Source organism: Saccharopolyspora taberi (assembly GCF_039534165.1).
GTDB lineage: Bacteria > Actinomycetota > Actinomycetes > Mycobacteriales > Pseudonocardiaceae > Saccharopolyspora_D > Saccharopolyspora_D taberi.
In genome coordinates, this window is record NZ_BAAAUX010000009.1 from 1 (window position 1) to 22,481 (window position 22,481).

The following is a 22,481-nucleotide window of genomic DNA, read 5'->3' on the forward strand; positions in this document are numbered from 1 at the left end:
GCACTCGTCCAGGCCCCGGCGCCGGGAAAAGGGGTCAAGCCGCACGCTTTTCGCGGCTTGACCCCGCCCGGCGCCGGGGCAGAGTGCGCACGCCCCACCGAGAACGGGCACCACCACCGGCCTGGCTTGGTGACGACTCAGTCGTCGCGGGCGGCCTCGAACAGCTCGTACGCCTTGACTTCGGCTTCGTCCGGGTCGGCGGCGACAACGGATTCGGCGACCCTCTGGTAGCCGCCCTCATCGCCTGGGTCGGTGTCGCGGCAGCTGATCTCGCCAGCGAAAACCGCGGCGATGAGGGTTTCGCCCTCAGCGTCGTTGTCACGCAAGCCGACGACGGTCCAGGCGTGCGGGCGGGTTCGCAGGCGCTGCACGGCCTGGTCGGGGTCGTCGTCGGGGTGCAGGCCGATGCTGGTCAGCCAGACATTGAGTTCGTCGACGACGTCGGCGCCGGGCCAGTTTCCATCGGGTTCTTCGATGGCTTTCAGCTGCCGGAACAGGTTGATGATCTTGGCGCCTTCGGTGCTGTCGGGGTCAATCCAGGTCTGGGCATCCTCGCCGTGGGCGCCCAGCCAGTCCTTGTCACTGGTCATCGCAGGGTTCCTTGGTCACTCGGAATCGGGATGGCCGCTCCCGGCGCGCAGAGTTGGTCGGTCCCTGCCCGCGGTGCGGGGTATGGATCTCTGGCCGTTGCCGGCCGTTCAGAGTTCGATGTCGCCGTGCACGTCGCCGTACTCGTCGGTGAGCTCGTCGGTGAGGTCGCGAGCGACGTCGCCGGTATTGATGTTGATGACGATGCCCTTGCCGTCGTCGGCGTAGCGCCGGATGGTGCCGTGGCCGGTCTGGATCACCGTGTCGGTCTTCGCGTCGTTGAGGTTGTGCTGGGGCACGGTGGCGGTTCTCCTTCCATTCGCGGGGTTCAGGTGCCAGCAGCGGCGATCGAGGTTCCGCTGAGGTCGAGGTGCTGGTCAGGCGGCCAGCGCGGTGAGCAGGCCGGGGAGTGTGGCGCGCGCGTCGGCGACGGCTTCGTCGATCAGGCCGCAGTCGTCGGCGACCGCGGCGAGCGCGTCGTCCGGGCACTCGTCCGGAGCGACGTCGGTGCTCATTGAGGCGGTGGCCAGGAGCACGCCGGCTTTGCGGACCTCGACGGTGACGATGCGGTAGTCGAGGTCGAGGACCAGGTGCGCGTCGTCGCGGACGCCGCGTTCGGCCAGCAGGTGGGCAACTCCACGCGCGTAGCCGCGGGCCGACAGGTCGGCCCGGCGCTGCGCCAGCGAGTAGGTGGGCACGAAGTAGCAGCGGTGGCGGCCTCGTTGGAGGGAGCGGGGAAGCTCGATCGCCTCCGGCGGCCGGCTGCGGGACGACCGGAATTCGCCGAGCCAGGAGAGGTCGGGGTCCAGGTCGGGCACCGATGTCGCGGTGACGGTGAACTCCGCGAGATCGGGCCGGTCGTCGAAGACGAACGTGATCTGGTCACCCGGCCCGATGCGGTAGGCCGGAGCCGGCTGCGCCGCGACGGCGATCCGGTAGGCCGTGGCGGCTCCGACGCCGTCGCGGCGCAGCGCGCGGTAGCGCTGGAACTGCTGGTCGGTGAGCGTGCTGGTGAGCATGGGATGGCTCCTCGTGGTGCGGGTTCGCGGTGGGCCGGTCAGAGCAGGCCGAGCCGGTGTGCCGCGCGGATCAGCGCGAACCGGGAGGTGCAGCGGGGGCAGTCGTCGTGCCGGCGGAAAGGCGCGCGCAGTTCTGGCGGCAGCGGGACCGGTCCCGGCGGCCGTGGCGGTGGGGGCTGCCCGTCGCCGAGGCCGGGGTTCCACGGCGTGCAGTGGGTGCTGCGACGGCCGTCATCCCAGCGCACCGTCATTGACCAGCTCGGACGGGTGGCGTCGCCGTCGGGGCAGGTAATGGTGATGTCCTCGACCGTGTACCCGCTGCGCGAGTAGCCGCTCCAGTAGCGGCGCCCGGCCTGGCGAGGGCCGATCTCCTCGGCGATCTGCTGCCAGGCAACGGCAGCTCGGTAGCGGTGCAGGTCGCGCTCAAGCTCGGCCTGCTGCGCAGGGTCGTCCTGCTCCTCTATCTGTCGTTCGAACTCGGCCTCCGGGCACCACAGGCAGTCGCAGGGTTGCGGGTAGCGCAGGGTGGGGTCCTCGTCGTCGGTGACGAGGAATTCGCCGGCGCCGCCGCAGTCGGTGCACCCGGAGCGCGCCCACAACCCGCGCATCCGGGTCTCGCGGTAGCCGGGTGGCGGAGTGATCTCCACGGTCATCGTCGGGCTCCTGTTCACTCGAAACTCGGGCGCGGGACGGGGTTTGGTCGTGTCCCGGGCCCGCGCCCGCAGGTGGGAAAAGGGGTCACAGCGGGGCGGTCCACACCTCGCTGCCGGGGTGCTGGGTGTCCAGCCGCATTCGGAGGTCGGCTGCGCGGCGTTGCGCGCAGTCCTCGTTCGGGAACACCGCGGCGTGCAGTTCGCCTGCGGTGGTGTTTCCGGCCGGGGTCATCCGTAGAACTGCTTTGTCCCCGGCGAGTCGGGCGAAGACGCCGTAGCGGGGTTGGACCTGCTGGTCGGCTGGGACTGTCAGCTGGTCGGTAACGCACCCGGGCAAGGTCTTCAGGGTGGATACCTGCCCTGCCGAGGTATGTTTGCCTGCGACGAGCACCGACTTGCTGGGGCGCAGTGACCAGGCGTAACGCCGGTCTGGCTTGTGTTCGACCGACATTCCGCAGGCTTCGCAGGTGCGGGTGTTGTCGCCGTGGCGGACCCACTTGTGGCGCATCAGGCACCCCCGTGGACCGCGATGGCGCCGCTCTGTGCGGTCTGGTGGGCCCAGCGCCGGATCCACCGCCCGGCCTGCGGTGACGCCTGTGTGGCGCGCTGTTCCTGCTGGTGCAGCCATTCCTGGGCGCGGCCGCGGCGGAGCAGCCGGGCATCGGAGTCGAGCTCGTAGTAGGTGACGGCGGCTTCATGGCCGTCGACGACGATCACGTCGTGCGGGCGGCCGTCGCCGTCGTAACCGATGACCATTTCCACTGATGGGCTCATCTCGGTCCCTTTCACTCGGAATTCCGAGTGCGGGCCGGGGCTTTGGTCGGTGACCCGGCCCGCACCCGGTCGGGGGTTACCGGCGGGCGTGCAGCCGACGGGTGGTCTCGTCGGCGGTGATGGTGGCCAGTTCGCTGACCGGGAAGTCGCCGAACGGGGCCCATCGCCTGGCGTGCTGGTTGCTGGGCTGGTTGGCGAACACGCGCAGCTGGTCGCCGGTGAACAGGTACAGCCACTCGTAGGCGAGGTCGGGGTCCTCGCCGAGGTCGCCGTCGAGCGGTTCCTCGTCGGGGTCGACGTCGGTGTAGTAGAAGCCGATGCCGCCGTGGGGCTCGATATGCGACGGGCGCGGCTGGCGGACTTCGTCACCGAGGCCGGGCTGGTCGGCGCACTCGGCGCTGGCGGCGGCCGGATCGATCGCCGACCACTCCCGGCTGAGGAGTTCGGTCATGAGCCGTTCGACATCGCCGTCGTGGAAGCGGTGCAGGGCCAGTCCCAGCTTCGGGACCTGGTGGTCGGGGTACCCGCCGTTGTGGCAGTACCGGGCCCGGAAGCTGTGGTCGTCGGCGTCGAGGACGCCGATCAGCGAACGTGTCGCCATCGGGATCAGGTTTCCTCTCAACTCGGAAATGGTGTTGGTGTGCAAGGGGTTTGGTCGGTCCCCTGTGCACACACGGAGGTGGTGCTGCCCGTCTCGGTGGGGCGCACTCGTCCAGGCCCCGGCGCCGGGAAAAGGGGTCAAGCCGCACGCTTTTCGCGGCTTGACCCCGGCCGGCGCCGGGGCAGAGTGCGCACGCCCCACCGAGAACGGGCACCACCACCGGCCGGTCATCGCCTGGCGCGCACTCGGGTACGCGCGCACGCGCGTACGTGGACAGGCGTCTCTGGTGGTGGGCCCGGTCAGATGTGGCAGTCGACGACGACCAGCCACATCTCGTCGTCGAGGCCGTCGAGGTAGTCGTTGGCCTCGTCCAGGTAGGCCCGCTGGGACTCGTCGGTGTCGTTGGACATGCCGAACCAACCCATGCGGCCTGGGGCCAGCCAGCGGGCGTCGTGGGTCAGCGTCGCGAAGCCGGGGATCGCGTGCAGACGCTGGCGCTGGACGAACTCGTCGCGGCTGAGGTGGTCGAAGATGTCCTCCGGGCCTTCCAGCCAGAATCCCTGGTAGTGGGCGCGGATCGCGGCGATGCGGGGCTGGGCGGCGTAGTCGTCGCGGGCCTGGTCGAGCGTGTAGCTCAGACTCGCCTGGAAAGCCGCTCGCGCCTTGTCGAGCTCCTGGCGGACCAGCGCGTCGTAGCGCCGCCGCCGCGGGGAGTCGGCCCCGACGCTGGCCTCGACGAATGACACAGCGCGACGGGCCTCGTCGTATGCCTGCTCGACCAGCTGTGTCCAGGACTTCGGCGCGGCGGCTTCGGCTTCGGCGACACGGGTGATGAACTCCGCCCAAGGCCGGTGTTGCGGGGTTCCGGCGACCACGTGGGCGTACTCATCCCAGTCCCGGCCGCCCTGCTCCGCGGCCGCCGCGCGCTTGCGCTCGAGATCCAGCGCCCGGATCCGGGCGCCGTCGACGCAGGTGGGATCCAGGTCCCGGTCCCGGTTGGTCCAGCTGCGTTCGCCGGTGAGCACGTCGGCGGAGTCGGCCCCGGCACGCAGCGGCAGATCGGCGCTGAACCGGCCGCCGATCTGGTACCAGTCCCAGGCCGCCTGCGGGTTGTACCAGTGCCAGTCCTGGGTCTCCTCGTCGTATTCCTGCGCGACCATGAGGTTTTCGTCGAACGGCGTGAGCAGCATGGTCACTGCCTCGGCTGCCAGCTCGGCGTCCTCGGCGCCGGCCGCGACGGTGACGGAGTAGTGCGACATAGCGGGAGGTGTTCCTTTCACTCGGAAATTGCGGTGTTCCGGCGGGCGGGTTTGGTCGGTCCCGTCCGCAGGTCTGGGATTGGGTGGAGAAGTCAGTTCAGGACCAGTGAGAGCTGACCGTCAGAGGCGGCGCCGGGGCCCGGGACGCCGACGTGGCTGGTGAAGTCGCAAGTCACGATCTCGACGCGCGGGGAGACGCCCCGCCATTCCTCGTCGTAGGCGGAGGTATCCATGCCGCAGTTGTTGCCGAGCTCGATGCCCGTGGCGCGGCGGAAACGCTCGTATTCGGCGTCGGCGTGCTCCTCGTAGTTCTCCGGGTTGGCGCTGTAGCGGAACGGCGCGGACTCCTGCGGCACGATGAACACGCCGGAACCGGCGAGGCCCGCGGCGATGGCGATGACGTGGTACTCGCAGCGGCGGCCGGAATAGCCGGGCGCGTTGCCCGCGCGGGTGATCGCACCGAAGGGCGGGTTCGCGATGGCGCAGTCGAACACGCCGAGGTTCATGCCGGGCAGGTCGAAGATGTCGGCGCAGATCCAGGTCGCCTCGGGCAGGATCTTGCGGCCGACGCGGACGTAGTCGGGGTTGCGCTCCACGCACACCAGCTCCCGGCGGGGTTCGCCATTCCACCGATGTGCGAACAGACGCCGGCACGCGAACGTCAGGTGGCCGATCCCCGCACCGAGGTCGATGACCCGGCGGGGACGCTCGCCCATCTCGATCGCCACGTCCTGGGCCAGTCCCAACGGCGTGAAGAACGCGCCGTCGAGGCTGTTGGCTGCGGTGGAGGATTCCTGCCAGTGCTCCAGGACGAAGTGCTTCTCGTCCTCGGTGAGGTCGCGTGTGAGGTTGATCAGCTCGCACGCCTGGCGGTGCAGGCGAGCTTCGTTCTTGGTCAGCTTGGCCACGGTCGGGCTCCTTCATCGGAATCGACAAAAGGCGGCGCGAGCGGGCGCTGCGCCGCCGGGCCTGGTCCGGTGTTGCGCCCGCCGCCCGGCTCCGCCGGGGCCGGGGTGTCCAGCGCTTTTTGCTGGACACCCCGGACTCGGCGGAGCACGCTGCACGGCGAAACCACCGGGCCCGGCCAGCGCGCTCGCCGACCTCACGCGGCCGCCGGACCGCACCCCGCGAGTCCAGTCAGAAGCGGGTTTCAGACGGTGAGGTGGAGCTGGGAGGCAGCGGCCCAGGCCGCCGGGAACGCCGGGCCGGTCTTGCTGAGCGCGGTGGCCGGCGCGAGGGTGAGGAACTGCTCGGCGGTCGGTGTGCCGTCGGCGAGCAGCTGCGGCTCGCGGCGGCGCAGCCAGACACGGGGATGGGAGTCATCCGGGAAGGCCGGGTCGCCGACGGTCACCGACACGCCGGCGCAGCGGGCGCGCTGGTCGAGGCGGGCGCGCATCTCGCCGTGCGGGCCGACGTCGAGGATGCGCACCGAACGCGCGTGGTTGGCCTTGCCGTCAGAGCGGGGCGAGAGCGTGCGGCGCACGTCGTAGACCGCCCACGGCAGGCTGGCCAGTCGCTGCTCGAACGCGGCGATCACCGCGGTGGTGCCGGGCGAAACCCGCAGCAGCGACAACAGCCGCTGCCCCTTGATCAGCCCCTGGGTGGGGTTGAGCGCGGTCGCGGCCAGTTCCATCACCAGGGCGAGCACGCCGGCGCCCGGTTCGTCGACGAACCGGGCCACGGTCTCGACCCGACCAGCCTTGTTCGCTAATGCGAACGGGCAGTATGTGCAGGCGCTCTTGACCCACTCGTCCACGCCGAAGGTCTCCCGCAGGAACGCTTGGGCCGCGGCGCGGTCCCAGCCCCACGCCCGCAGCGGGTACTCGCCGGTGCGCAGCGTCGTGTTGTACTGCGCGTCGCGTTCGGCGCGGCGGGACTCGCCCCGCTCGTAGCCCATGACGTGCCGGTAGGGCTGGCCCTGTGTGAGCTCGGCAATGACCGTGTCCAGCGGCCACGCCTTGAAGTGCTGGCTACAAAGCCGGTCTCCGGTGGTCTGCGGGACGGTGCCACCGTCGAACATCTCGTGGGCGAGCGTCCAGGCGCCGACAAGGTGCAGCCGATCCGGGCTGCGGGTGTCGGACAGGATGTCAACCCCGTCGGCCTGCCGTGGGCCGCGACGGGCGACCTGGAGGTAGCGAACCTCAGTGGCGGCCATGAGAGGCAGCAGGTGCTTCTCAACCAGCCGGCGGGTGGCTGGCCACTCCTGCCCGGTCATGCCGGTTATCACCGCGAGTTCGTGCAGCTCGAAGTCGCGGCTGGACGGGTCGGTGAGCCAGCGGGCGAGGACTGCGCTGGAGTCGCAGCCCAGCCCGAACCCGAGCACCACCCGCGGCGGGGGTTCGCCGCGGACCGAAATCAGCGGCCGCGACGTTGACGGCGATGACGGGCGCAGCAGGCCGAGCGCGGCCTGCGCCTGGCGAACGGCCTGGGTCGCGACCCGCTCGGCGACACGGTCACCGAGCGGGTCGTGCAGCGCCGTCATGCCGTGTCGCCCCGGTCGCCGTCGTGGCCGTCGTCCGGGAACTGGGCCGGTGCGAGCCGGAGCCGGTTGGTTCCGGGAGTCTCGTAGGCGTCGACGAACGCGGCAGGCATCTGCTCGGTGGTGCGGTGCTCGCGCACCTCGTGCCACGGCGTGGTGTTGGTCCACTCGCGTTTACCCGGCTCGGGTGCGGTCACGAGGTGGCTGGGGACGCTGACGGTCTTCTTGTTGACTCGACGCACCCGGTACCAGTCGCCGCGGACGAGGACCCAGTCGCCCTTGGCGACGGTGTCCGGCCCCGCGGTGGACGCCTTGCCCGCGGCTTGGAGCTCGGCGTAGACGCGCTTCCAGTAGGTGATCTGCTCGTCCAGCTCGGCCGCGTCCACGAGCAGCCGCTCCCGTGCCTCGCCCTGCGGTGGGCGGGTCACCGACCGTTCGCAGGGGTGGCCGTGCTCGTCGGTGTAGGACTCCAGAGCGCCTTCGCCGTCAAGCCGGCGCTGCACGGCGCGGCGATCGGACTCCAATTTGGCGATGCGGTTGCCGACGGTCACCGGATTGTGCCGGGCGCCCATATGCACCGCGGCGGTGTTCGAGCGGCGGGACAGCTCGGCGGCGTAGTCGGCCTGCTCGAAGGACTTGCGGAGGTTGTTGCTGGCCCTCTCGCGCCGGTTGCGGTCGGCGTTGTAGCTGTGGTGGTCGACCAGCATCGGCTGCCCGAACGGGATGTTGCGAAACACCGCGTCGGCCTTCTCACGCGTCGCCGCGGCCGCACTGGCCTGCTTGTCGGCGCGCTCGGCGAGCCGGTCGGCGCGGTCGCCCATGCGCTCGGCGAGGTCGGCTTCCTGCTGCTCGACCGTCGGCATCGTCTCGTCGATGTCGCGGGTGACCGTATAGCCCAGCTCGGTCAGGGCCTGCTCCATGATGTCGATGTCGCCGTACTTGGGGCGGCGGTGCCGGGACGAGCGCAGCAGCCACGCGCGGGCGTACCGGGACCAGGTCCAGGAACGATTGGCCTTGATCGCGTGGTGGGCGGGGCTGTTCTTCTCGGTGCCTTCGACAGTCGTGCCGCTCTCGTAGCTGTGCCGAATCGTCAACGTGGTGCCAGACATGGCGATATGTCCTCCTTCACTCGGAATTGCGGTGCTGCGCAGGCGGTTTGGTCGGTCCGCTCGCGGTCAGCGGGCAAGAGAAAGGCCCGGCCCTGGCTGTTGAACCGGGGCCGGGCCGGGAACTGGCGTGGATCAGGCGCCGGTGACCTTGCAGCAGGTCACCGGGATTCCGTCGAGGTCGTAGCTGTCGCGACCGACGAGGAAGCCGAACTTCGACGAGGCGAGCCCGAGCGTGGTGGTGGACTCCCGGTCCAGGGTCACGACCGCTCGCCGCTTGCGGCCCGAGTCGATGCTCTTCACCACGCCACGAAGCCCCTGGAGGTACTTCGGGCTGATGTCGTCGATTACGACCTCCAGGCCCGGCTTCACTGCGGCCGCAGCCTGGTCCCGCAGCATCTGGCGGCGCGCCTTGACTGCCTCGATGACGGTGGTGAGGTCGTGCTCGTCAGCACGCTCCTGGATGAATCCGACGACGTCGGAGCTGGTGAGGACGGATGCGGACATGCCAAAAACTCCTTGCGATAAAAGAGAAAAGAGATTCCGGACCAGGTGCTTTCCTGGTCGCGCACCGTGTGGTGGTGCGGCCCCGCCGTGCCCGGTGGGGCGCACTCGTCCAGGCCCCGGTGCCGGGAAAAGGAGTCAAGCCGCACGCTTTTCGCGGCTTGACTCCGGCCGGCGCCGGGGCAGAGTGCGCACGCCCCACCGCGCCAGGCGGGGGCTGCGCGCGTTAGTGCTGGTCGGCGCCGGTGAGTCGTTCGGTGCTGGGCCAGGACAGGCCGTACATCCGCACGTCGCCATCGCCGTAGTCGGCGCGGTGTAGGGCTTTCGCGCGGGCGGTACCGGCGTCGGCGGCGCGGACGGTGACCCAGGTGGTCAGGTCGCGATGCACCGCGACGCGCCACTGCGGCTGTGCCGGGTCATCGGCCTCGACCGCCCTTTCCGTGATGACGGCGCAGATTTCCCACAGCATCAGCTGCTCGGCGGCCTCGTCGCGGCACGCGGGCCGGGTGCAGTCGTGGCGGTGACGGCCCAGCCACCGGCGGGCCAGGTCCAGGTAGCCGAGGTCGGCGAGCAGTCCCGCCAGGCCGAGCGCTTCGGCGCAGTCCAGGCGCGCGCCGCGGCGCGCGCACTGCGGCTCGGAGACGTCGAACGCCTCCAGGAAGGCCGCCAGGGCACCGCTGAGTAGTTCGCGGCGCAGGTAGGGATCCCTGCCGTTGTGCATGGGTTCTCCTTCACTCGGAATTTCGGTGGTTGCGCACCGGGTTTGGCCGGTCCCGGGTGCGCGGACGCGAGGCCCGTGCGGGCTCCGCGTGCACCGGCGCGCGGCACGTGGCCGCGGGCCGGTGAGTTCGGAGGGGCGGGAAGGAACAGGTCAGGGCCGAGTCGCCGCGAGGGTGGTGCGGCGGTGCCGGATGTCGACGCGGATGATCGGTCGGCCCTGATCCCAGGCGTGGCGCATGGTCGAGGCCGTTCCACCGGAGCGGCGGGCGGGGTCATGCGCGGCGACCAGGACGTTGCCGTCGGCGACCAGGCGCGTGTTCCGCTCGTGCAGCAGCGCCACGTTGTAGCGCTGGCCGAGTGTGATCACCCGGTCGGCCCGGTGCCGGGCGGCGGCCAGCCGGTCCCGCCACTGCCACGGCCACCGGTCGTCCTGGTCGGGGAAAGGCAGGTACAGCCAGGTCGCCAGCCCAACGTCGTGGGCTGCCTCGGCCCACAGCAGGTCCACGCCCGCCGCGCCGCCGCTGAGGGCGACCTCGGTGCCGTGCTCGTCGCGTAGCCGCACGGCGATCCGGGAGAGCTCGCCGGCCAGCCACTGTTGGCTGCCGGGCGGCAGGTACTGCGGCCGGTGACCGGTGCAGGCGACGCTCCTCCAGGTGGTGGCGTGATCCATCGCGGTCCTTTCCCTCGGCTGCGCCCGGGAGCGCTCCGGGCGGCCCCGCCGTGTGCCGGTGGGGCGCACTCGTCCAGGCCCCGGCGCCGGGAAAAGGGGTCAAGCCGCACGCTTTTCGCGGCTTGACCCCGCCCGGCGCCGGGGCAGAGTGCGCACGCCCCACCGGCCCGTGCGGGTTACGCCCGCTGCCGCGGTGGCCACTCGCGGACCTGGATGAGGTCGCCACGCCGCTCGACGACGGTGCCGATCGGCCATCCGGCGGCGATGTCGAGCAGTTCGTCGGCCTGGTCGTCGATGTCGGTGGGGTCTTCGCCGTCCTGGAGGAATCCGGCGTCGCGGGCGCTGGCCCGCATCCGGTGGAGGTAGTCGTCGCGGGTCATGACCATCTCGACGACGATGGCCGTGGTGGTGGCCTTGTGGCTGCGGAGGCCGGCGAAGGCACGGCCGCAGCCGCAGCCACCGTCGGGGTTGCCGCGGTCGCGGTCGCAGACCGAGGCGAGGGTGACCAGCTCGCCGTCGCGGGCGAAGGCGAAGTCGGTGCTGCGCTGGCCCTGGGTGCGATGGGTGGCCATGAGGGCCGGAAGCAGCGGAATCTGTTGGTGGGTTCGTGTGATCACGGTGATCTCCGGGATGCGTCATCGCGGCGCGCGCCGCGGAAGTAGGCATGAAAAAGCCCGGCGTCCTGGGGATGGCCAGGACGCCGGGCTGATGTCGAAACGATCAGGCGGTCACGTACTCGCTGGACTCGCCCTGCCGGAAGAGCTGGGTGATCAGCTCCGCGGCCGCGGGGCTCGCGCTGGCAGCGTGCTCGGCGGCGAGCTCGCGCCAGTCGCTGAGAGCCCAGCCCCGTCCCGGATCGACGTCCGTATGCTCGGCGAGGATCGGCACGCCGTCGACGACGACGTGCACCTCTGTCGCCATGTCCGGGTCGCGATCGGTAATGACTTCCACCCGCGGTTCGTCCGGTCCGGGTGGGGTGGTCGTGTGGTGCTCGACGACACGCCGGTCGGGCAGGGTGATCCGGAAGAGCTCGGTTGGCCCGGAGCTGCTGGGGCGGGACCAGTCCGGCCGATGGTCGGCGACGTCGGTGATCTCCGCTCCGGCCAGGGCCTGGCCGACGGTCTCGACGATGACTTTGGCCGCCAGCGTCCAGGTCGCCCTGTTGGCGTAGCGGAACCCGGCAAGCGGATCCGGGTCCTGCGCGTCGTGCCACAACAGCGTGCCGTCGGCGGCGTGAACGGCTTCCAGCCACACCTCGTTCTGGAAGTCGAACACGTCCCGGGCGAGATCGATCGATGCGGCTTCGGGTACTGCGGCTGTGACGATCCGGGCCACGTTGATCAGCTGCATCCGGTAGTGCTCTTCCCGTGCGGCATTGAGCCTCGCTTCAGCCCGGTCGCGGTGCCGGTCCAGCGGCTCCCCGGAGTGCAGAGGCAGGCAGTCGGTCATAACGGTTCCTTTCACTCGGACTCGGGCGGGGTTTGGTCGGTCCCCGCCCGTGAACAACAAGGCGCTGCTCGCGGCAGCGCTGGATTTCAACCTGCGTAATCAGGTAGTCCCCATCGGCCAAGCAAGGACTCGACCGGGGCGGCGAGGTTGTAGCCGTAGACCGCCAAGGGCTGGCCGGTGTCGGTCCGCTCGGCGACGCCCCGGCCTTTCCAGTTGGCATTCGCAGGAAAGAGCCGCATGGTGATCTCGTCGGTGCTGATCCGGTACTCGCGAGCCGCGACCCGTCGCATGTGCATCGCGATGTGGTACTGGTTGATCCCCGCCATATGCCACAGCCGCCCAGGCGGCTCACCGCGCCAGAGGATCACGACGTCGCAGACCTCCATCGGTTGAAACGCCAGCTCGATGACAGCGGTGGGCACGGCATCAGCCCGCGCAGGGAGCGTCCCGCCGCCCTTGGCGCGATAGCGGGCGTTTGCCTGGGCGGGGAAGTCCGGATCGGCACGGGTCTCGTGTTCGCTGTGCCCACTCATCCGCACCGATGCGGCCATGTCCTGGATGAGCGGATCCTGCTTGAGCTCTTCCAGGATCAGGTCCTGCATAGGCTGCTTTGCTTTGTTCCGCTTCTTCTTGCGCAGCATCGAGATCGACCCTCCTCGGCCGGTTGGTGTGTATCTCGGCTGATGCCGCTAGACGCGGGGCGGGCTGGAGCCGCAAGCCCGCCAGAGCGCGAAGTTCGCAGCGAGGTACGAGCGGAGAAGTTCGCGCGGGGCTTGCGGCGGAGGCGCGCCCCGCGTAGGCATCACTCAGCCGAGATGCACACCGGCCGGGGAGGGCGACCTTCCCGGAGTGCTCGTCGTTTCCGCGAGCACCCGCGACGTTGGCGGCCGATCACCTGCGTGACCTCTGGTGCGGCACACTTGCCTCGCTTGGCGATCACGACTGGGGTGAGGATGAGCGAGCAGGGCGGTGCTGCGGACTTCGGCGAGCGGCTGGGGCAGATCCTGGCCACGGCCACGACCCCGCCGTCGTGGTGGATGGTGCTGGTGATGGCCAGCGCCGGCGTGGGGCTGAGCCTGCCCGGCAGCCGGTTCCACCAAGCGAATCTGCTCGGGTTGATCGTGCATGAAGCCGGACATGCCGCCGCGGCGCTGATCACCGGTGGCCGGGTCGAGATCATCGAGCTCACCGGCACGCGCTCGGGGGTGACCTGGACCTGGAACAGCTCCGGGTTTCCCTCGGTGATGACCTCGCTGGCCGGGTACGCCGCTCCTCCGCTGGCTGGACTCGGCGTGGCCGCGCTGCTGGCGAGTGGGAAAGCCCCGCTGGTGCTCGGGTTCGGCGTCGTACTTGCGGTGCTGGTCCTCCTCGTATCCCGGGACCTAATCACCATCGGGCTCGTGCTGGCCTTCGGCGTGACGATGGCGTTGGTGTTGTGGTTCGCCGCGCCCGCAGTCCAGGTGTGGTTCGCCTGCGCTGTGCTGGGGCTGCTGCTGACGCACTCGGCCGTGCGGGTACCGCAGCTGACCGCCGAATGGTTCCGCACCGAACCCGGCGAGCAGCCCGAGGACAACGACGCCGTCGCGCTTTACCGGGAGACCGGCGTGACACCCTACGCCTGGCTCCTGGTGTGGGCGGTGTGGATCGGTTTCTGCTGGTGGAAGGCGGCCAGCTGGCTGCTGTGGCCGATGTAGGACCGGAGCACCGCCGCCGCCGAAAGGCGTTCCTACCCGACGCTGCGGTACTGCTCGGCCAGAGCGGTCCACTCATCGAGGGCGGCATGAAGCGGGTGATCATCGGAAAGAGCAGCCACCGCAGGCGTCTGCCGCAGGTCAAACGCCGCGTAGCTCATCAGGGTCATCGTCGCCGGGCTCCACGGCTCGGCGGCGACGTCGAGCAGGGACTCGTACGCCTCGTCGCTACCGAGGTCCTTGTGCTCCAGGACCGCAGCACGGGCTCGGTCGAGGGCATCCAGGTGGGTATCCAGCCAGCGCTGCTGGGCGGCGGTGCGATCCTCCTGCTGCGGCGGCACGTCTGCCAACTCGGCCGGGTCGGGTTCGCCGCGCAGCGCGGCCCGTTGGCGGCGGCGGGCGCGGATGCGATCGACGATGGCCTGGCCGCTGCCGAGGTTGAGCCGTTCGCCGACCTCCCGTCGGTTCATGAGGAGCCGTTCGGCGTGCTCCAGCACCGCAAGATCATCAACTGCCCATTCCCACCATTGCCGCACGTGCAGCACCAGCACGTCATCGACATCGGCCTGGGCGACCCAGTCCGGGAGGCCGCGGTAACGCTTGAGCGCCACCCGGATCAGCTCGCGCGGGTCGTGACCTGCGGCGATGAACTCATCGAGATAGGGGTCGCCGATTGTCCGGCGACGTTCCACGATGCGCGCGGCGGCCTCGCCGGCCTGCGCGGCGGCGACGACGGGAGGGGTCTTCACGGCTTCAGTTTTACTCTGAACCCCTGACGCGGGGGCCTGGCGGTGCGCTCGAAGGGGGTCACTGAAGCGTGAGGAGCCAGGTGGCCAGTGCGCCTCCGAGCGCGCAGACCGCGCAGAGCAGCAGGAGGGGTGTACGCGGCCAGTCCAGCCGGCGATGCCGCGCGTAGCGGTAGATCAACACCGCGCCGTAGGCGATGACTGCGACCACCGCGGCGACGACGACCAACTTCCCGAGATCCACGACCGGCTTCTTCCCATGTCACGGGCATTCCAGCGGCAGGCTACCGCAGCCTCGCGGACGATTCGTGGTCGAGCATCGTGTGCTCATGAGGTCGTGCCCGAGTCGGTGTCCTGGTTCAGCAGGCGAGTGATGCGCGCGGCAAGCTGCGGGCCGTCGTCGGCGGGATCGGCCAGGGCTTCAGCCAGTTCCCGGCGCCAGTGTTGTAGCTGTTCAGCGGCGTGCTGACCGGCGGCCTCGGCGGCGTCGGCTCGGTCGGTGAGGCTGGTGACCTGCTGCTCGGCGGCGCCGAGCCGCTGCCGGAGCTCGCCGAGCTGGGTGGTGTAGTCGCTGGTCGCCCGGCTGAGCTCGTCGCGGGCGGCGGCGACGTCGGTCTCGGCTGCGGAGCGGGCTTCGTCGATCTTCGCCTGAGCCTCGGTGCGTACCTGGTCCAGGGCGGTCGTGTGCTGTTCGCGCTCGGCGTCGAGTCGCTGCTGGAGGTCGTCGTTCTTCTGCTGGGCCTCGCGGGCGGACTGCGCCGCGCGCTCCCGCTCGTCGTCGAGGTCGACACGGAGCTGGGCGACCTGATCGGCAAATGAGTCGCGTTCGGCGGTGAGCGTGGCGACCTGGGCCTCGGCACTGGCCGCGCGCTCGGCTGCTTCGCGGGCGCGGCGGTCGGCGCGCTCCTCGCGGTCGCGGGCGTCCTCCAGGCGGGCTTCGGCCCGGTTCTTCGCGGTGACCGCCTTATCCCGCTCGGAGAGCGCGGCGTCGCGAGCGCCCTCGGCGGCGCCGGCCCGCCGGCCAGCTGCGGCGGCCGCGTCGTCGGCGTCGGCGGCGGCCTGCTCGGCTTCCGTGGCCCGCTGGTCGGCGGCGTTGGCGCGGCCGTCGGCGTCGCGTGCCCGCTGAACAGCATCATCCCGATCCCGCAGGGCCTCGATGACGGCCCCGTCGAGGTCGCCGCGGATGGCGGCCAGGGCCTCACGCAGGGCGTCGACCGGGTTCAGGGCGCGGTCGATGTGCTCGCCGAGGGCGGCGACGGAGGCGTCATCGAGCGCCTGCTCGTCATGGCCAGGCAGGGACCGGTAGTTCTCCACGGTCAGCCATGCCTGCTTGCAGGTGAGGTTCTTCGGGCCGTGGGTCGTGCCGTCCTGGCAGTACGGCGACTTGTTACCCCGGCCACTGGAGACCGGGAGCGCCTTCCCGCAGTAGCGGCACACCCGCCCGCCGGTTCCGTCACGGGTTTCGTCAGGCCCGTTTCCGGGTCGGGGTCCTTGCTCCGGCATTTCCGCGGTTCGCGCCGGGATGCCGGGCGCCGCGCCGCTGGTCGCGGAGCCCTCGCCGGGCGCATCGGGGCCGGTCGGGGCGTCGTCGTCACCGTTACCGATCATGTCCCACAGACTACTTCATCGTTTGCGTAATCACAATTCGCAATCCGTTTACGCAATTGGTTTTAATCCACGCTGATCAACCTGTGATAAGGTCACTTCTCGGAGGTTGATCAATGGGCAAAACGGACAGCGGGGCGGAGGAGGCGAACGCGGCCGCCGGCGGCGCCGCGGGCGCGGTCGAAAAACTGGGGGGCCCCGCCGACGAGCGCGTCGGCGAGCTGGTCACCGCCGGGAACTCGGCCTGGGCTACGGCCGGGCCCGCCGAGCGGCTGGCCGCGCTGGACGCGGCGGCGGGGGAGTACCTGGAGCGCGAGCGCCCGGCGCACACCCGCCGCGCCTACGCCGCGGACTGGCGGGCGTGGGAGGACTACACCGGTGAGCTGGGGATCCCGCTGTATGCGGCCACCATCGGCTCCCTGGTCGGCTTCGTGCGCTGGCTGGAAGTGGCCCGCGGCTACGCGCCGGCGACCGTGGAGCGCCGCCTGGCCGGCGCCGTCGTCGGCCTCAAGCAGGCCCGCGTCCTGGTGCCCGAGCACGCCTCCAAGGCCGCCTGGGAAGCCATCACCCGCTACGAGGAGCGGGTTCGCGACGACAAGGAGGGCGTGCTGCCGCACGGCCGGGGGGCAGCACCGGCGCTGCTAGCCGACGACATCGAGGCGATCGGCAAGGCGTGCCCGGACACCGCAGCCGGGCTCCGCGACCGGGCGCTGGTGGTAATCGGCTGGACCATCGGCGCCCGCGACGCCGACCTGTCCCGGCTGGCCTGCCACGAGATAGTCCCGTTCGGCACCGGCTACCAGGTCCTGCTGCCGCGGACCAAGACCGGGCGCAACGACGAGCACCCCGTCTTGCCCCGCCGCACCGACCGGCCCGCGCTCGACGGTGCCGGGGCGTGGGAGGCATGGCGCGACGCCGCCGGACTGACCGCCGGGCCCGCACTGCGCCCGGTGGATCGCTGGGACCATCCGCACCCGAGCCGGGGCCTGTCGACGAACGCGGTCTGCGGGATCGTCAAGGCCGCCGGCCGCCGTGCCGGGCTGACGGTGACGTTCACCGGGCACTCGATGCGACATGGCATGGCCACCGAGGCCCGCCGTGGCGGCGCCGACCGGGTCGCGATCGAACGCCAGGGACGGTGGGCGCCCGGTAGCCGGCAGGTCGACGCCTACATCGAGCAGGTCGACCGCGAGCGGGACAACGCCGCGCTGTACCTCGGCCGCGGTGGCGAGAGCTGAAGGAGAACACCCCGTGTTGTGTGGTCGGCCGAATCGCAAGCGACCGGGAACCTTTTGCCGGAGGCCCGGGGAGCCCGCATGCGAGGCGCACCTCACCAACGAGGAGCGCGCCGAACGCGCGCGCCGCCTCGCCGCCCACTACGCCGAATCCGAGCGCGCCCGGCGCTCCTCCGTACCGGCCGTCGCCGCCACCCCCGGCCGGGCCGCCGGCCGAGCCGCAGTGCCATCGCTGGCCGTCGCCCCGTCCGGGGGTGGACTTCTGGGACTGGCACGGGGCCGGTGCGCGTTGTGCGGCGTGCCGGGCTGCGGGATGCGCCTGATCTTCGATCATTGTCATCGCAGCGGGCTGACCCGTGGCCTGCTGTGCTCCAGCTGCAACACGTGGGAGGGAGTCGGCCAGGCCGCGGTCCTCGACGCCTATCGGCTCCGGCCGCCGGCGGTACTGTTCGGGCACAGCGAGCCCTACCTCCCGCACATCGGAAGCCCGCCCGAACCACAAGACTGGGTCGTGCAACGCCTCGGACCTCGGCCCGAGACTCCGAGGGCAGCAGCCGAGTATCTGCGCAGGGCCGCCGAGCTGATCTCACCGGCCACCTCGGTGGATCCGGCGCGCTGGAGTGCCATGCGCAGGCTGAATCTGTAGACCGTTGGTCCCTTTCACTAAGCCGACGACGCCGAACCCACCACGGCCACGACGAAGGAGACTTATCCGATGGCGATCCGCCGTCTTCCCGATATCAGCCAGCAGGCCAACGCCCGCACCGAGGAGTGGCTGCCCGGCCAGCCGCAGGTCCGGGTGCTGCGCCAAGATCCGGTCAAGCCGGTTCCCGAGGGCACCGTCGTCGCGATGCTGTACCGGGTCACTGGCTACGTTCCCGACTGCGACGGTTCCCTGATGGCCCGCCTGGAGCCCATCGATGTCACCGGCGAAAGCCTCGGTGACGAGGAACCCGCGCAAGGGCTGTACCCGGACAGCTGCTGGGTGCTCGATGCCCCCGGTGACCTCGCCCAGCTCGCCCACGACAACGCCCTGGAGGAGAAGTGACCAGCAGCTCGCCCCAGAGGGTGATCACCGCCGCGGACGCGCTCGCGGAGGTTCTGGAAGACCCGGAGTTCGACGTCCCCAGCCACGAACCCAGGCGGAAAGCGTTGCTGGACGCGCTGATGTGGCTCGAGCTCGACCACACCTGCGGCGACTGCATCGAGGGCCGCTGCCACTGGGGCGGCGAGAAGTCGCGTGCGTCGATCGCCGCGGCCGAGGCCGGCCGTGACTACCTCGACCCCGAACCCGGTGGTGGGCGCTGCGGGTGCGCCCGGCACGACGTCAGCGTGCGGGCGCGGCAGCGCCGCGCCCGGCTGCGCGCGGCGGGAGTTCTCGATGGGTGAGCCGGACACGCAGGCGATGCTGGAGCAAGCACGCCAGCTGCGACGGGCGCGCGCCGAAGAACTGGGGATGCCGGCGCCCGATCCGGACCAGGAGATCGTGCTGCTGGTCGACGAGGTCCCACAGGCCCTCGCCGGTGCCGCCGGTGCTCCCTGCGGGCCGACTGCCAGCGAGCTGATGCAGCGCATTGTCGCCAGCGCACGACGTCCGGAACGCTGGGAACACCGGGATGCGTACCTTCGCACCAGCTCTTCTCTCGATCGTCCCGGCCCTTTGTGACGGTCCCGCCCAGCGACGTAACCCTGCTTCGCCGGGGTTACTTTCATTCGGCACTGAAGCTACAGGAGTAGTTAACTATCAAAACGCCTGGTCATTGAGCGGGGAATCCAATTCCCCGCCTTTGCGGAGGGCGGGGGCGATGACGTCGACCGTGTTCTGGTGCGTGATGCTCGGCGGCCTGGTGCTGATCGCGTCGCCGATGGTCGCGCCGGTGCTGGTGCGGCGGTGGAGCCGCCTTGGTTACCGGGCGGCGTGGTGTGCGGTGCAGGGCGGGTGCGTGGCCAGCGCGACCGTGCTGTGGTGCACCTCCGTCCTGCACGCGGAACCGGCGGTGCTATTCGATCTCCGCAGCCTCGTGGTCCCGATGATGATCGCTTTCGCGGTGCTGCATTGCCTGCTGCTGCGGGCCGCGGTGCGCTCCGTCCCGGCCTGGTCTTCATGCGTGAAGCCACGACAGTCGACGGGTCAATAGGCTGGTCAGAGGGCGGGGAATTGATTTCCCCGCCCGCGGTGGAGGTGGGCGATGAGCAGGCAGGCGCAGCGGGTGCGCAAGTTGGCGGCGACGCTGTCCGAGCGGACCGGCGTCGAAGTCCAGGCCGAGTACGACTACGACCGGCACTGGCGGTTGTCCTGGGTGGACGGCCCTACTGCTGAGGCGATGCGGGCGGCGGCCAAGGCCGCGACTCGGCACCTGCCGCAGCTGGACGTCGCCGAGCTGCGCTGGCGACGCGAGCACACCGAGCTCGCGGTCGTCGCCGCCGCGCTGGCGTACCTGCGCGAGCACCCGGCCGAACGGCACGGCCTGCGGCACCGCGGCGACACCCTGCACGGCGTCGTCGAGTACCCGGAACGTCTCGATGCCGCGCTGCTCGCCCAGGCTCAGTACGCCCTGGCGCGCACCGCCGACAAACGCGGGTGGCCCGATTCCACCGCGGCGCTGGGGTATCTGGAGCGCGCCGGTGTCGTCGGGGTCGCCGCCGACCTGTGGCTATCCACCCTGCGGGGCGGGGAATCGGGCCACCCGCCGTCTGACCAGGGGAGTTCGGGCACGGCCGTCCCGCCGGCGGTGTCGGCCGACATGCTCGACCCGGAGCTGCGAACGAAGGTGGACAAGCTCGTCGACACCCTCGTCAACGACATCGCCGGCCCCGCCGACGGCGAAGGCCCGCGCGGGCTGCGGCGAATGTGGAGCGCCGAGCAGGCCCGACACCTCCTGCTTGACGAAGTCGACCGTCGCCAGCGCCACGATGCCGCGATCGAGGTCGCCGACGGCGCCGGGCTGCGCGGCCTGAGCCACCACCTCGGGCTCGACCGATCCGCATTGCGAAAACGCTGGCCGGACCTGCACCAGCGCGACGTGCCGCAGCTGCGGTGGCTACATGATCACGCCGACGAGTGGCGCGCGGCGATCTCCGCGCTGACCGACTCCGTGGGACATGAAGCGGGCGTGCCCCTGGACCGCGATCAGCGCTCTGCGGCACTCGTCCTCGAGCACCGCGCCACCGACGGGACCTGGCGCAGCCTGATCGGCACCCCGGAGATCGTCCGGGGACTTCTGGCGGGGCTTCACCGCTCCCGGGACGGGCTGACCGAGGTGCTTGACCGGCTGGAGACCTTGCTGGCCGCCTACGATGTCCTCGGCCACCGTTGATCGGCGCAGCAGGGAGGAGGCGAGGTGATCGAACGGATGCGCAGGTGGACGCGGCTCTACCTTGGTGCCGATAGCGAGTACGCCCGGGACTTGAAACGGAAGTACGAGCTGTACACGACGCTCAACGAAAAGGCTGGGACACTGCTACGGGCGCCGCTGGTCGACCCGCGCACCGGCGAGGCGACGAACTTCGATCTGCTGCGTAAGGACCTGGCGACGCACGGTACGTGGCTGTGGAATCCGCGCCGGGCGGTCCAGCGGACCTGGCCCGAGGTGCTGGCCGCAGCCGATCGCTACGTCGAGGTCATCGCGATGATGCGCAACGAGCAACCAGCGGCGAAGCCGACGACCGAGGTTCAGCAGGCAGCTCGCGACGCGCTTCGGCTCCGGGTCGACGAGTTCATCACCGCGGCCCGCAAGGACCTCGGCATCCGAGGGCGGTACCGGCCGATCGACGAGCCGCCCAGGAAAGCTGCGGCGGCGTAGTACGGGCGCTCGTGCTTCGCCCGCGAATCGTCCTCGCGACGGGCGGGCTGTGGGATGCTGCTGTGAATGCGCAGCGAGATCGACACGGTCAGCCCCAGCGGTGAGGTCCGTGCCCAGTTCCGGCGGGCGTACGCGCAGTTCCGGTACAGCCTGTACGACCTCACCGAGCACCCGGCCGTCGGCGACCCGGTGGCGGTCCGGGAGGACCGTCGGCTGTTCGAGCTGGCCGAGCGCGCCGCACTGTGCTCGGCGCCGTTGGCGCCCCATGTGGATCCGGGCTGGCCGGGCGGTTGGGTGCAGGCGCAGTACATGCTGCGAGCGCCGATTCCAACGCCGTCCCAACCGCATCCGCCCGTGTGGCGGCGGTGGGAGGACGCCCTGGATGCACTCGGTGCGGGCTGGAATCTCGTGTGGACCCCGGTATGCCGGCAGGACCAGGTCTGGATGCTGCTGGACGACTTGTTCTGGCAGCAGGGCGTGGACGATGTCCTGGTCTCCGGGCCCGCGTTCTAGCGGGGCCGCGTCCGGTGCGACAGGTTCTGCTGATCCACTCCTTCGGCTACCGCGCCGGCCCGCCGCCGGAGTGGAGCGCCGCGCCGCCCGACGTCGTCGAAGACGTCCGCAGCCTGATCAACCCGTACAAGCTCGCCGAGTACCACGACTTGTCCGGCCTCGATGCTCCCGTGCGGGAGTTCGTCGTCGCCCAGCCGAAGGCGCAACAGATCCTCGACCGCGCCGAAGCGCGCATCCTCGCGCTGATCGACGCGCCCTCGCGGCCGATCTTGCGGGCCGGATTCGGGTGCACCGGCGGGAAAGACCGCAGCGTGGCCCTGGCCGCTGAGTTCGCCACCAGGGCCGAGCGGTGGGACGCGGACCTCGACGTCGTGCTCCGGCACTGGCAGGTGCACGAACGGTCCGGTGCCGACCGGCGCGGCTACGAGTAGCCGCTGGCGGCGCGCCCGCGATCTGTTCCGCGCCTAAGCCATACCGGGCGACCTTCAGCGAAGCAGCGGGGAGCTACCGAGCGCTGAATCTTGCTACGCAGCGCGATCGTCAGGTCACCGTTGGGGCATGATCGTGCCAAACGGGACTGCCCACCGCGAAGGAGCCAGACGGTGACAGAAATGAACGATGCGCGGCTGTGGGCGCAGATCATGGGGCACCTGCGCACGAACGGTATTTCGGATACGGCGGCCGCGGACCGGCTCGCCCGCGAACTCGTAGCGATCGTGCGTCGCGAGCGTGGCGAACTCCCCACCTGGGGCCCGGGGGCCACGCTGCCGTCGCCGCCCCCGCCGGCGGTGGCCGACGTCGACGGCGCGGTGTGGTTCGAGCAACGCGACTCGGGCCGGGGCTGCTACCGGATGTCTGCGGCGGACCGAGCCAAGTACGAGGCTTCAGCAGACGACGTCGACGATTCGACGGACGACGTCGACGGCGTGCGGCCGTGGCCGTTTCTCCTGGACTCCGAGGGCCCGGTGACACGTCATCCTGCGCCCACCGAGTCCGAGTTTGAGACCCTGCGGGTGTTGTTTGGCAGGTACCTCTCCACCGACCTCGCCGAGGCGATCGAGGACGA

The 22,481-nt window shown here is 70.6% G+C and carries 32 protein-coding genes; 12 read left to right on the forward strand and 20 right to left on the reverse strand.

The annotated features are described in order from the left end of the window. Positions 1 to 137 precede the first annotated feature (137 nt). The 17 genes from ABD691_RS08045 to ABD691_RS08125 all read right to left on the reverse strand — a co-directional run bounded on the left by ABD691_RS08045 (position 138) and on the right by ABD691_RS08125 (position 12,463). Positions 138 to 590: a hypothetical protein gene (locus ABD691_RS08045; RefSeq protein ID WP_344678844.1), complete on the reverse strand. Its 453-nt coding sequence runs from the start codon at positions 588 to 590 to the stop codon at positions 138 to 140. A 108-nt stretch (positions 591 to 698) separates the two neighbouring features. Next, positions 699 to 887: a hypothetical protein gene (locus ABD691_RS08050; protein WP_344678845.1), complete on the reverse strand. Its 189-nt coding sequence runs from the start codon at positions 885 to 887 to the stop codon at positions 699 to 701. A gap of 78 nt (positions 888 to 965) precedes the next feature. Beyond that, positions 966 to 1,607 carry a hypothetical protein gene (locus ABD691_RS08055; protein WP_344678846.1) on the reverse strand — a complete coding sequence of 214 codons (642 nt, stop codon included), beginning with the start codon at positions 1,605 to 1,607 and terminating at the stop codon, positions 966 to 968. 38 nt (positions 1,608 to 1,645) lie between these two features. Next, positions 1,646 to 2,260, reverse strand: a complete 615-nt coding sequence (locus ABD691_RS08060; RefSeq protein WP_344678847.1) for a hypothetical protein — start codon at positions 2,258 to 2,260, stop codon at positions 1,646 to 1,648. A gap of 85 nt (positions 2,261 to 2,345) precedes the next feature. Then, positions 2,346 to 2,492: a hypothetical protein gene (locus tag ABD691_RS08065; protein ID WP_344678848.1), complete on the reverse strand. Its 147-nt coding sequence runs from the start codon at positions 2,490 to 2,492 to the stop codon at positions 2,346 to 2,348. Between the two features lie 275 nt (positions 2,493 to 2,767). Next, a complete protein-coding gene (locus tag ABD691_RS08070) occupies positions 2,768 to 3,034 on the reverse strand; it encodes a hypothetical protein (protein WP_344678849.1) in 267 nt (88 codons plus the stop codon). 76 nt (positions 3,035 to 3,110) lie between these two features. After that, the gene (locus ABD691_RS08075) at positions 3,111 to 3,635 is read right to left on the reverse strand and encodes a hypothetical protein (RefSeq protein ID WP_344678850.1); all 525 of its coding nucleotides are present in this window, start codon (positions 3,633 to 3,635) and stop codon (positions 3,111 to 3,113) included. Between the two features lie 299 nt (positions 3,636 to 3,934). Then, complete coding sequence (locus tag ABD691_RS08080; RefSeq protein ID WP_344678851.1) at positions 3,935 to 4,894, reverse strand: hypothetical protein; 960 nt, start codon at positions 4,892 to 4,894, stop codon at positions 3,935 to 3,937. Between the two features lie 92 nt (positions 4,895 to 4,986). Then, positions 4,987 to 5,802 carry a class I SAM-dependent methyltransferase gene (locus tag ABD691_RS08085; RefSeq protein WP_344678852.1) on the reverse strand — a complete coding sequence of 272 codons (816 nt, stop codon included), beginning with the start codon at positions 5,800 to 5,802 and terminating at the stop codon, positions 4,987 to 4,989. Positions 5,803 to 6,044: 242 nt separating this feature from the next. After that, the gene (locus ABD691_RS08090) at positions 6,045 to 7,376 is read right to left on the reverse strand and encodes a hypothetical protein (RefSeq protein WP_344678853.1); all 1,332 of its coding nucleotides are present in this window, start codon (positions 7,374 to 7,376) and stop codon (positions 6,045 to 6,047) included. Continuing rightward, entirely contained in the window at positions 7,373 to 8,482 is a 1,110-nt protein-coding gene (locus ABD691_RS08095; RefSeq protein WP_344678854.1) for a DUF3560 domain-containing protein, read from the reverse strand. Before ABD691_RS08095 ends, ABD691_RS08090 begins: the two co-directional genes overlap by 4 nt. A gap of 132 nt (positions 8,483 to 8,614) precedes the next feature. Then, positions 8,615 to 8,986, reverse strand: a complete 372-nt coding sequence (locus tag ABD691_RS08100; protein WP_344678855.1) for a hypothetical protein — start codon at positions 8,984 to 8,986, stop codon at positions 8,615 to 8,617. Between the two features lie 223 nt (positions 8,987 to 9,209). Then, positions 9,210 to 9,704, reverse strand: coding sequence for a hypothetical protein (locus ABD691_RS08105; RefSeq protein ID WP_344678856.1), 495 nt, complete (start codon positions 9,702 to 9,704; stop codon positions 9,210 to 9,212). 150 nt (positions 9,705 to 9,854) lie between these two features. Continuing rightward, positions 9,855 to 10,373: a DUF1273 domain-containing protein gene (locus tag ABD691_RS08110; protein WP_344678857.1), complete on the reverse strand. Its 519-nt coding sequence runs from the start codon at positions 10,371 to 10,373 to the stop codon at positions 9,855 to 9,857. Between the two features lie 176 nt (positions 10,374 to 10,549). Continuing rightward, complete coding sequence (locus ABD691_RS08115) at positions 10,550 to 10,945, reverse strand: DUF7715 family protein (RefSeq protein WP_344678858.1); 396 nt, start codon at positions 10,943 to 10,945, stop codon at positions 10,550 to 10,552. A gap of 148 nt (positions 10,946 to 11,093) precedes the next feature. Then, on the reverse strand, positions 11,094 to 11,822 hold the full coding sequence (locus tag ABD691_RS08120) for a hypothetical protein (protein ID WP_344678860.1): 729 nt from the start codon (positions 11,820 to 11,822) through the stop codon (positions 11,094 to 11,096). Between the two features lie 86 nt (positions 11,823 to 11,908). Beyond that, complete coding sequence (locus ABD691_RS08125) at positions 11,909 to 12,463, reverse strand: hypothetical protein (protein ID WP_344678861.1); 555 nt, start codon at positions 12,461 to 12,463, stop codon at positions 11,909 to 11,911. A 312-nt stretch (positions 12,464 to 12,775) separates the two neighbouring features. Here ABD691_RS08125 and ABD691_RS08130 point away from each other — a divergent pair, with 312 nt between their 5' ends. Beyond that, on the forward strand, positions 12,776 to 13,516 hold the full coding sequence (locus tag ABD691_RS08130) for a M50 family metallopeptidase (RefSeq protein WP_344678862.1): 741 nt from the start codon (positions 12,776 to 12,778) through the stop codon (positions 13,514 to 13,516). A gap of 32 nt (positions 13,517 to 13,548) precedes the next feature. Here ABD691_RS08130 and ABD691_RS08135 read toward each other — a convergent pair whose 3' ends face one another. The 3 genes from ABD691_RS08135 to ABD691_RS08145 all read right to left on the reverse strand — a co-directional run bounded on the left by ABD691_RS08135 (position 13,549) and on the right by ABD691_RS08145 (position 15,867). Then, positions 13,549 to 14,262, reverse strand: a complete 714-nt coding sequence (locus tag ABD691_RS08135) for a hypothetical protein (protein WP_344678863.1) — start codon at positions 14,260 to 14,262, stop codon at positions 13,549 to 13,551. Positions 14,263 to 14,320: 58 nt separating this feature from the next. After that, positions 14,321 to 14,503 carry a hypothetical protein gene (locus ABD691_RS08140; protein WP_344678864.1) on the reverse strand — a complete coding sequence of 61 codons (183 nt, stop codon included), beginning with the start codon at positions 14,501 to 14,503 and terminating at the stop codon, positions 14,321 to 14,323. Positions 14,504 to 14,586: 83 nt separating this feature from the next. After that, positions 14,587 to 15,867, reverse strand: a complete 1,281-nt coding sequence (locus ABD691_RS08145; RefSeq protein ID WP_344678865.1) for a coiled-coil domain-containing protein — start codon at positions 15,865 to 15,867, stop codon at positions 14,587 to 14,589. A gap of 113 nt (positions 15,868 to 15,980) precedes the next feature. On the opposite strand from ABD691_RS08145, the gene ABD691_RS08150 reads away from it, so the two are divergent. From ABD691_RS08150 to ABD691_RS08195, 11 genes are all read left to right on the forward strand, one after another. Then, positions 15,981 to 17,102: a tyrosine-type recombinase/integrase gene (locus ABD691_RS08150; protein ID WP_344678866.1), complete on the forward strand. Its 1,122-nt coding sequence runs from the start codon at positions 15,981 to 15,983 to the stop codon at positions 17,100 to 17,102. A gap of 220 nt (positions 17,103 to 17,322) precedes the next feature. Continuing rightward, positions 17,323 to 17,745, forward strand: coding sequence for an endonuclease domain-containing protein (locus ABD691_RS33690; RefSeq protein WP_425565020.1), 423 nt, complete (start codon positions 17,323 to 17,325; stop codon positions 17,743 to 17,745). Positions 17,746 to 17,814: 69 nt separating this feature from the next. Further along, positions 17,815 to 18,147 carry a hypothetical protein gene (locus ABD691_RS08155; protein ID WP_344678867.1) on the forward strand — a complete coding sequence of 111 codons (333 nt, stop codon included), beginning with the start codon at positions 17,815 to 17,817 and terminating at the stop codon, positions 18,145 to 18,147. Next, entirely contained in the window at positions 18,144 to 18,488 is a 345-nt protein-coding gene (locus ABD691_RS08160; protein WP_344678868.1) for a hypothetical protein, read from the forward strand. The genes ABD691_RS08155 and ABD691_RS08160 overlap by 4 nt, the downstream gene beginning before the upstream one ends. Next, positions 18,481 to 18,765, forward strand: a complete 285-nt coding sequence (locus tag ABD691_RS08165) for a hypothetical protein (protein WP_344678869.1) — start codon at positions 18,481 to 18,483, stop codon at positions 18,763 to 18,765. The genes ABD691_RS08160 and ABD691_RS08165 overlap by 8 nt, the downstream gene beginning before the upstream one ends. Positions 18,766 to 18,904: 139 nt before the next feature. Further along, positions 18,905 to 19,237 (forward strand): hypothetical protein, encoded by a 333-nt coding sequence (locus tag ABD691_RS08170; protein ID WP_344678870.1) that lies wholly within the window; start codon positions 18,905 to 18,907, stop codon positions 19,235 to 19,237. A 51-nt stretch (positions 19,238 to 19,288) separates the two neighbouring features. Then, positions 19,289 to 20,416 carry a hypothetical protein gene (locus ABD691_RS08175; RefSeq protein WP_344678871.1) on the forward strand — a complete coding sequence of 376 codons (1,128 nt, stop codon included), beginning with the start codon at positions 19,289 to 19,291 and terminating at the stop codon, positions 20,414 to 20,416. A gap of 24 nt (positions 20,417 to 20,440) precedes the next feature. Further along, a complete protein-coding gene (locus ABD691_RS08180; RefSeq protein ID WP_344678872.1) occupies positions 20,441 to 20,902 on the forward strand; it encodes a hypothetical protein in 462 nt (153 codons plus the stop codon). A 66-nt stretch (positions 20,903 to 20,968) separates the two neighbouring features. Next, complete coding sequence (locus tag ABD691_RS08185) at positions 20,969 to 21,415, forward strand: hypothetical protein (RefSeq protein ID WP_344678873.1); 447 nt, start codon at positions 20,969 to 20,971, stop codon at positions 21,413 to 21,415. A gap of 14 nt (positions 21,416 to 21,429) precedes the next feature. Further along, complete coding sequence (locus ABD691_RS08190) at positions 21,430 to 21,846, forward strand: RapZ C-terminal domain-containing protein (protein ID WP_425565021.1); 417 nt, start codon at positions 21,430 to 21,432, stop codon at positions 21,844 to 21,846. A 171-nt stretch (positions 21,847 to 22,017) separates the two neighbouring features. After that, a partial coding sequence (locus tag ABD691_RS08195; RefSeq protein WP_344678875.1) for a hypothetical protein occupies positions 22,018 to 22,481 on the forward strand: 464 nt, incomplete at its 3' end.

Coding starts and splice junctions, on each gene's coding strand:
- ABD691_RS08045 (WP_344678844.1), bottom strand. CDS start 590: ATGACCAGTGACAAGGACTGGCTGGGCGCCCACGGCGAGGATGCCCAG.
- ABD691_RS08055 (WP_344678846.1), bottom strand. CDS start 1,607: ATGCTCACCAGCACGCTCACCGACCAGCAGTTCCAGCGCTACCGCGCG.
- ABD691_RS08060 (WP_344678847.1), bottom strand. CDS start 2,260: ATGACCGTGGAGATCACTCCGCCACCCGGCTACCGCGAGACCCGGATG.
- ABD691_RS08065 (WP_344678848.1), bottom strand. CDS start 2,492: ATGACCCCGGCCGGAAACACCACCGCAGGCGAACTGCACGCCGCGGTG.
- ABD691_RS08070 (WP_344678849.1), bottom strand. CDS start 3,034: ATGAGCCCATCAGTGGAAATGGTCATCGGTTACGACGGCGACGGCCGC.
- ABD691_RS08075 (WP_344678850.1), bottom strand. CDS start 3,635: ATGGCGACACGTTCGCTGATCGGCGTCCTCGACGCCGACGACCACAGC.
- ABD691_RS08080 (WP_344678851.1), bottom strand. CDS start 4,894: ATGTCGCACTACTCCGTCACCGTCGCGGCCGGCGCCGAGGACGCCGAG.
- ABD691_RS08090 (WP_344678853.1), bottom strand. CDS start 7,376: ATGACGGCGCTGCACGACCCGCTCGGTGACCGTGTCGCCGAGCGGGTC.
- ABD691_RS08095 (WP_344678854.1), bottom strand. CDS start 8,482: ATGTCTGGCACCACGTTGACGATTCGGCACAGCTACGAGAGCGGCACG.
- ABD691_RS08100 (WP_344678855.1), bottom strand. CDS start 8,986: ATGTCCGCATCCGTCCTCACCAGCTCCGACGTCGTCGGATTCATCCAG.
- ABD691_RS08105 (WP_344678856.1), bottom strand. CDS start 9,704: ATGCACAACGGCAGGGATCCCTACCTGCGCCGCGAACTACTCAGCGGT.
- ABD691_RS08110 (WP_344678857.1), bottom strand. CDS start 10,373: ATGGATCACGCCACCACCTGGAGGAGCGTCGCCTGCACCGGTCACCGG.
- ABD691_RS08115 (WP_344678858.1), bottom strand. CDS start 10,945: ATGGCCACCCATCGCACCCAGGGCCAGCGCAGCACCGACTTCGCCTTC.
- ABD691_RS08120 (WP_344678860.1), bottom strand. CDS start 11,822: ATGACCGACTGCCTGCCTCTGCACTCCGGGGAGCCGCTGGACCGGCAC.
- ABD691_RS08125 (WP_344678861.1), bottom strand. CDS start 12,463: ATGCTGCGCAAGAAGAAGCGGAACAAAGCAAAGCAGCCTATGCAGGAC.
- ABD691_RS08130 (WP_344678862.1), top strand. CDS start 12,776: ATGAGCGAGCAGGGCGGTGCTGCGGACTTCGGCGAGCGGCTGGGGCAG.
- ABD691_RS08145 (WP_344678865.1), bottom strand. CDS start 15,867: ATGATCGGTAACGGTGACGACGACGCCCCGACCGGCCCCGATGCGCCC.
- ABD691_RS08150 (WP_344678866.1), top strand. CDS start 15,981: ATGGGCAAAACGGACAGCGGGGCGGAGGAGGCGAACGCGGCCGCCGGC.
- ABD691_RS08155 (WP_344678867.1), top strand. CDS start 17,815: ATGGCGATCCGCCGTCTTCCCGATATCAGCCAGCAGGCCAACGCCCGC.
- ABD691_RS08165 (WP_344678869.1), top strand. CDS start 18,481: ATGGGTGAGCCGGACACGCAGGCGATGCTGGAGCAAGCACGCCAGCTG.
- ABD691_RS08170 (WP_344678870.1), top strand. CDS start 18,905: ATGACGTCGACCGTGTTCTGGTGCGTGATGCTCGGCGGCCTGGTGCTG.
- ABD691_RS08175 (WP_344678871.1), top strand. CDS start 19,289: ATGAGCAGGCAGGCGCAGCGGGTGCGCAAGTTGGCGGCGACGCTGTCC.
- ABD691_RS08185 (WP_344678873.1), top strand. CDS start 20,969: ATGCGCAGCGAGATCGACACGGTCAGCCCCAGCGGTGAGGTCCGTGCC.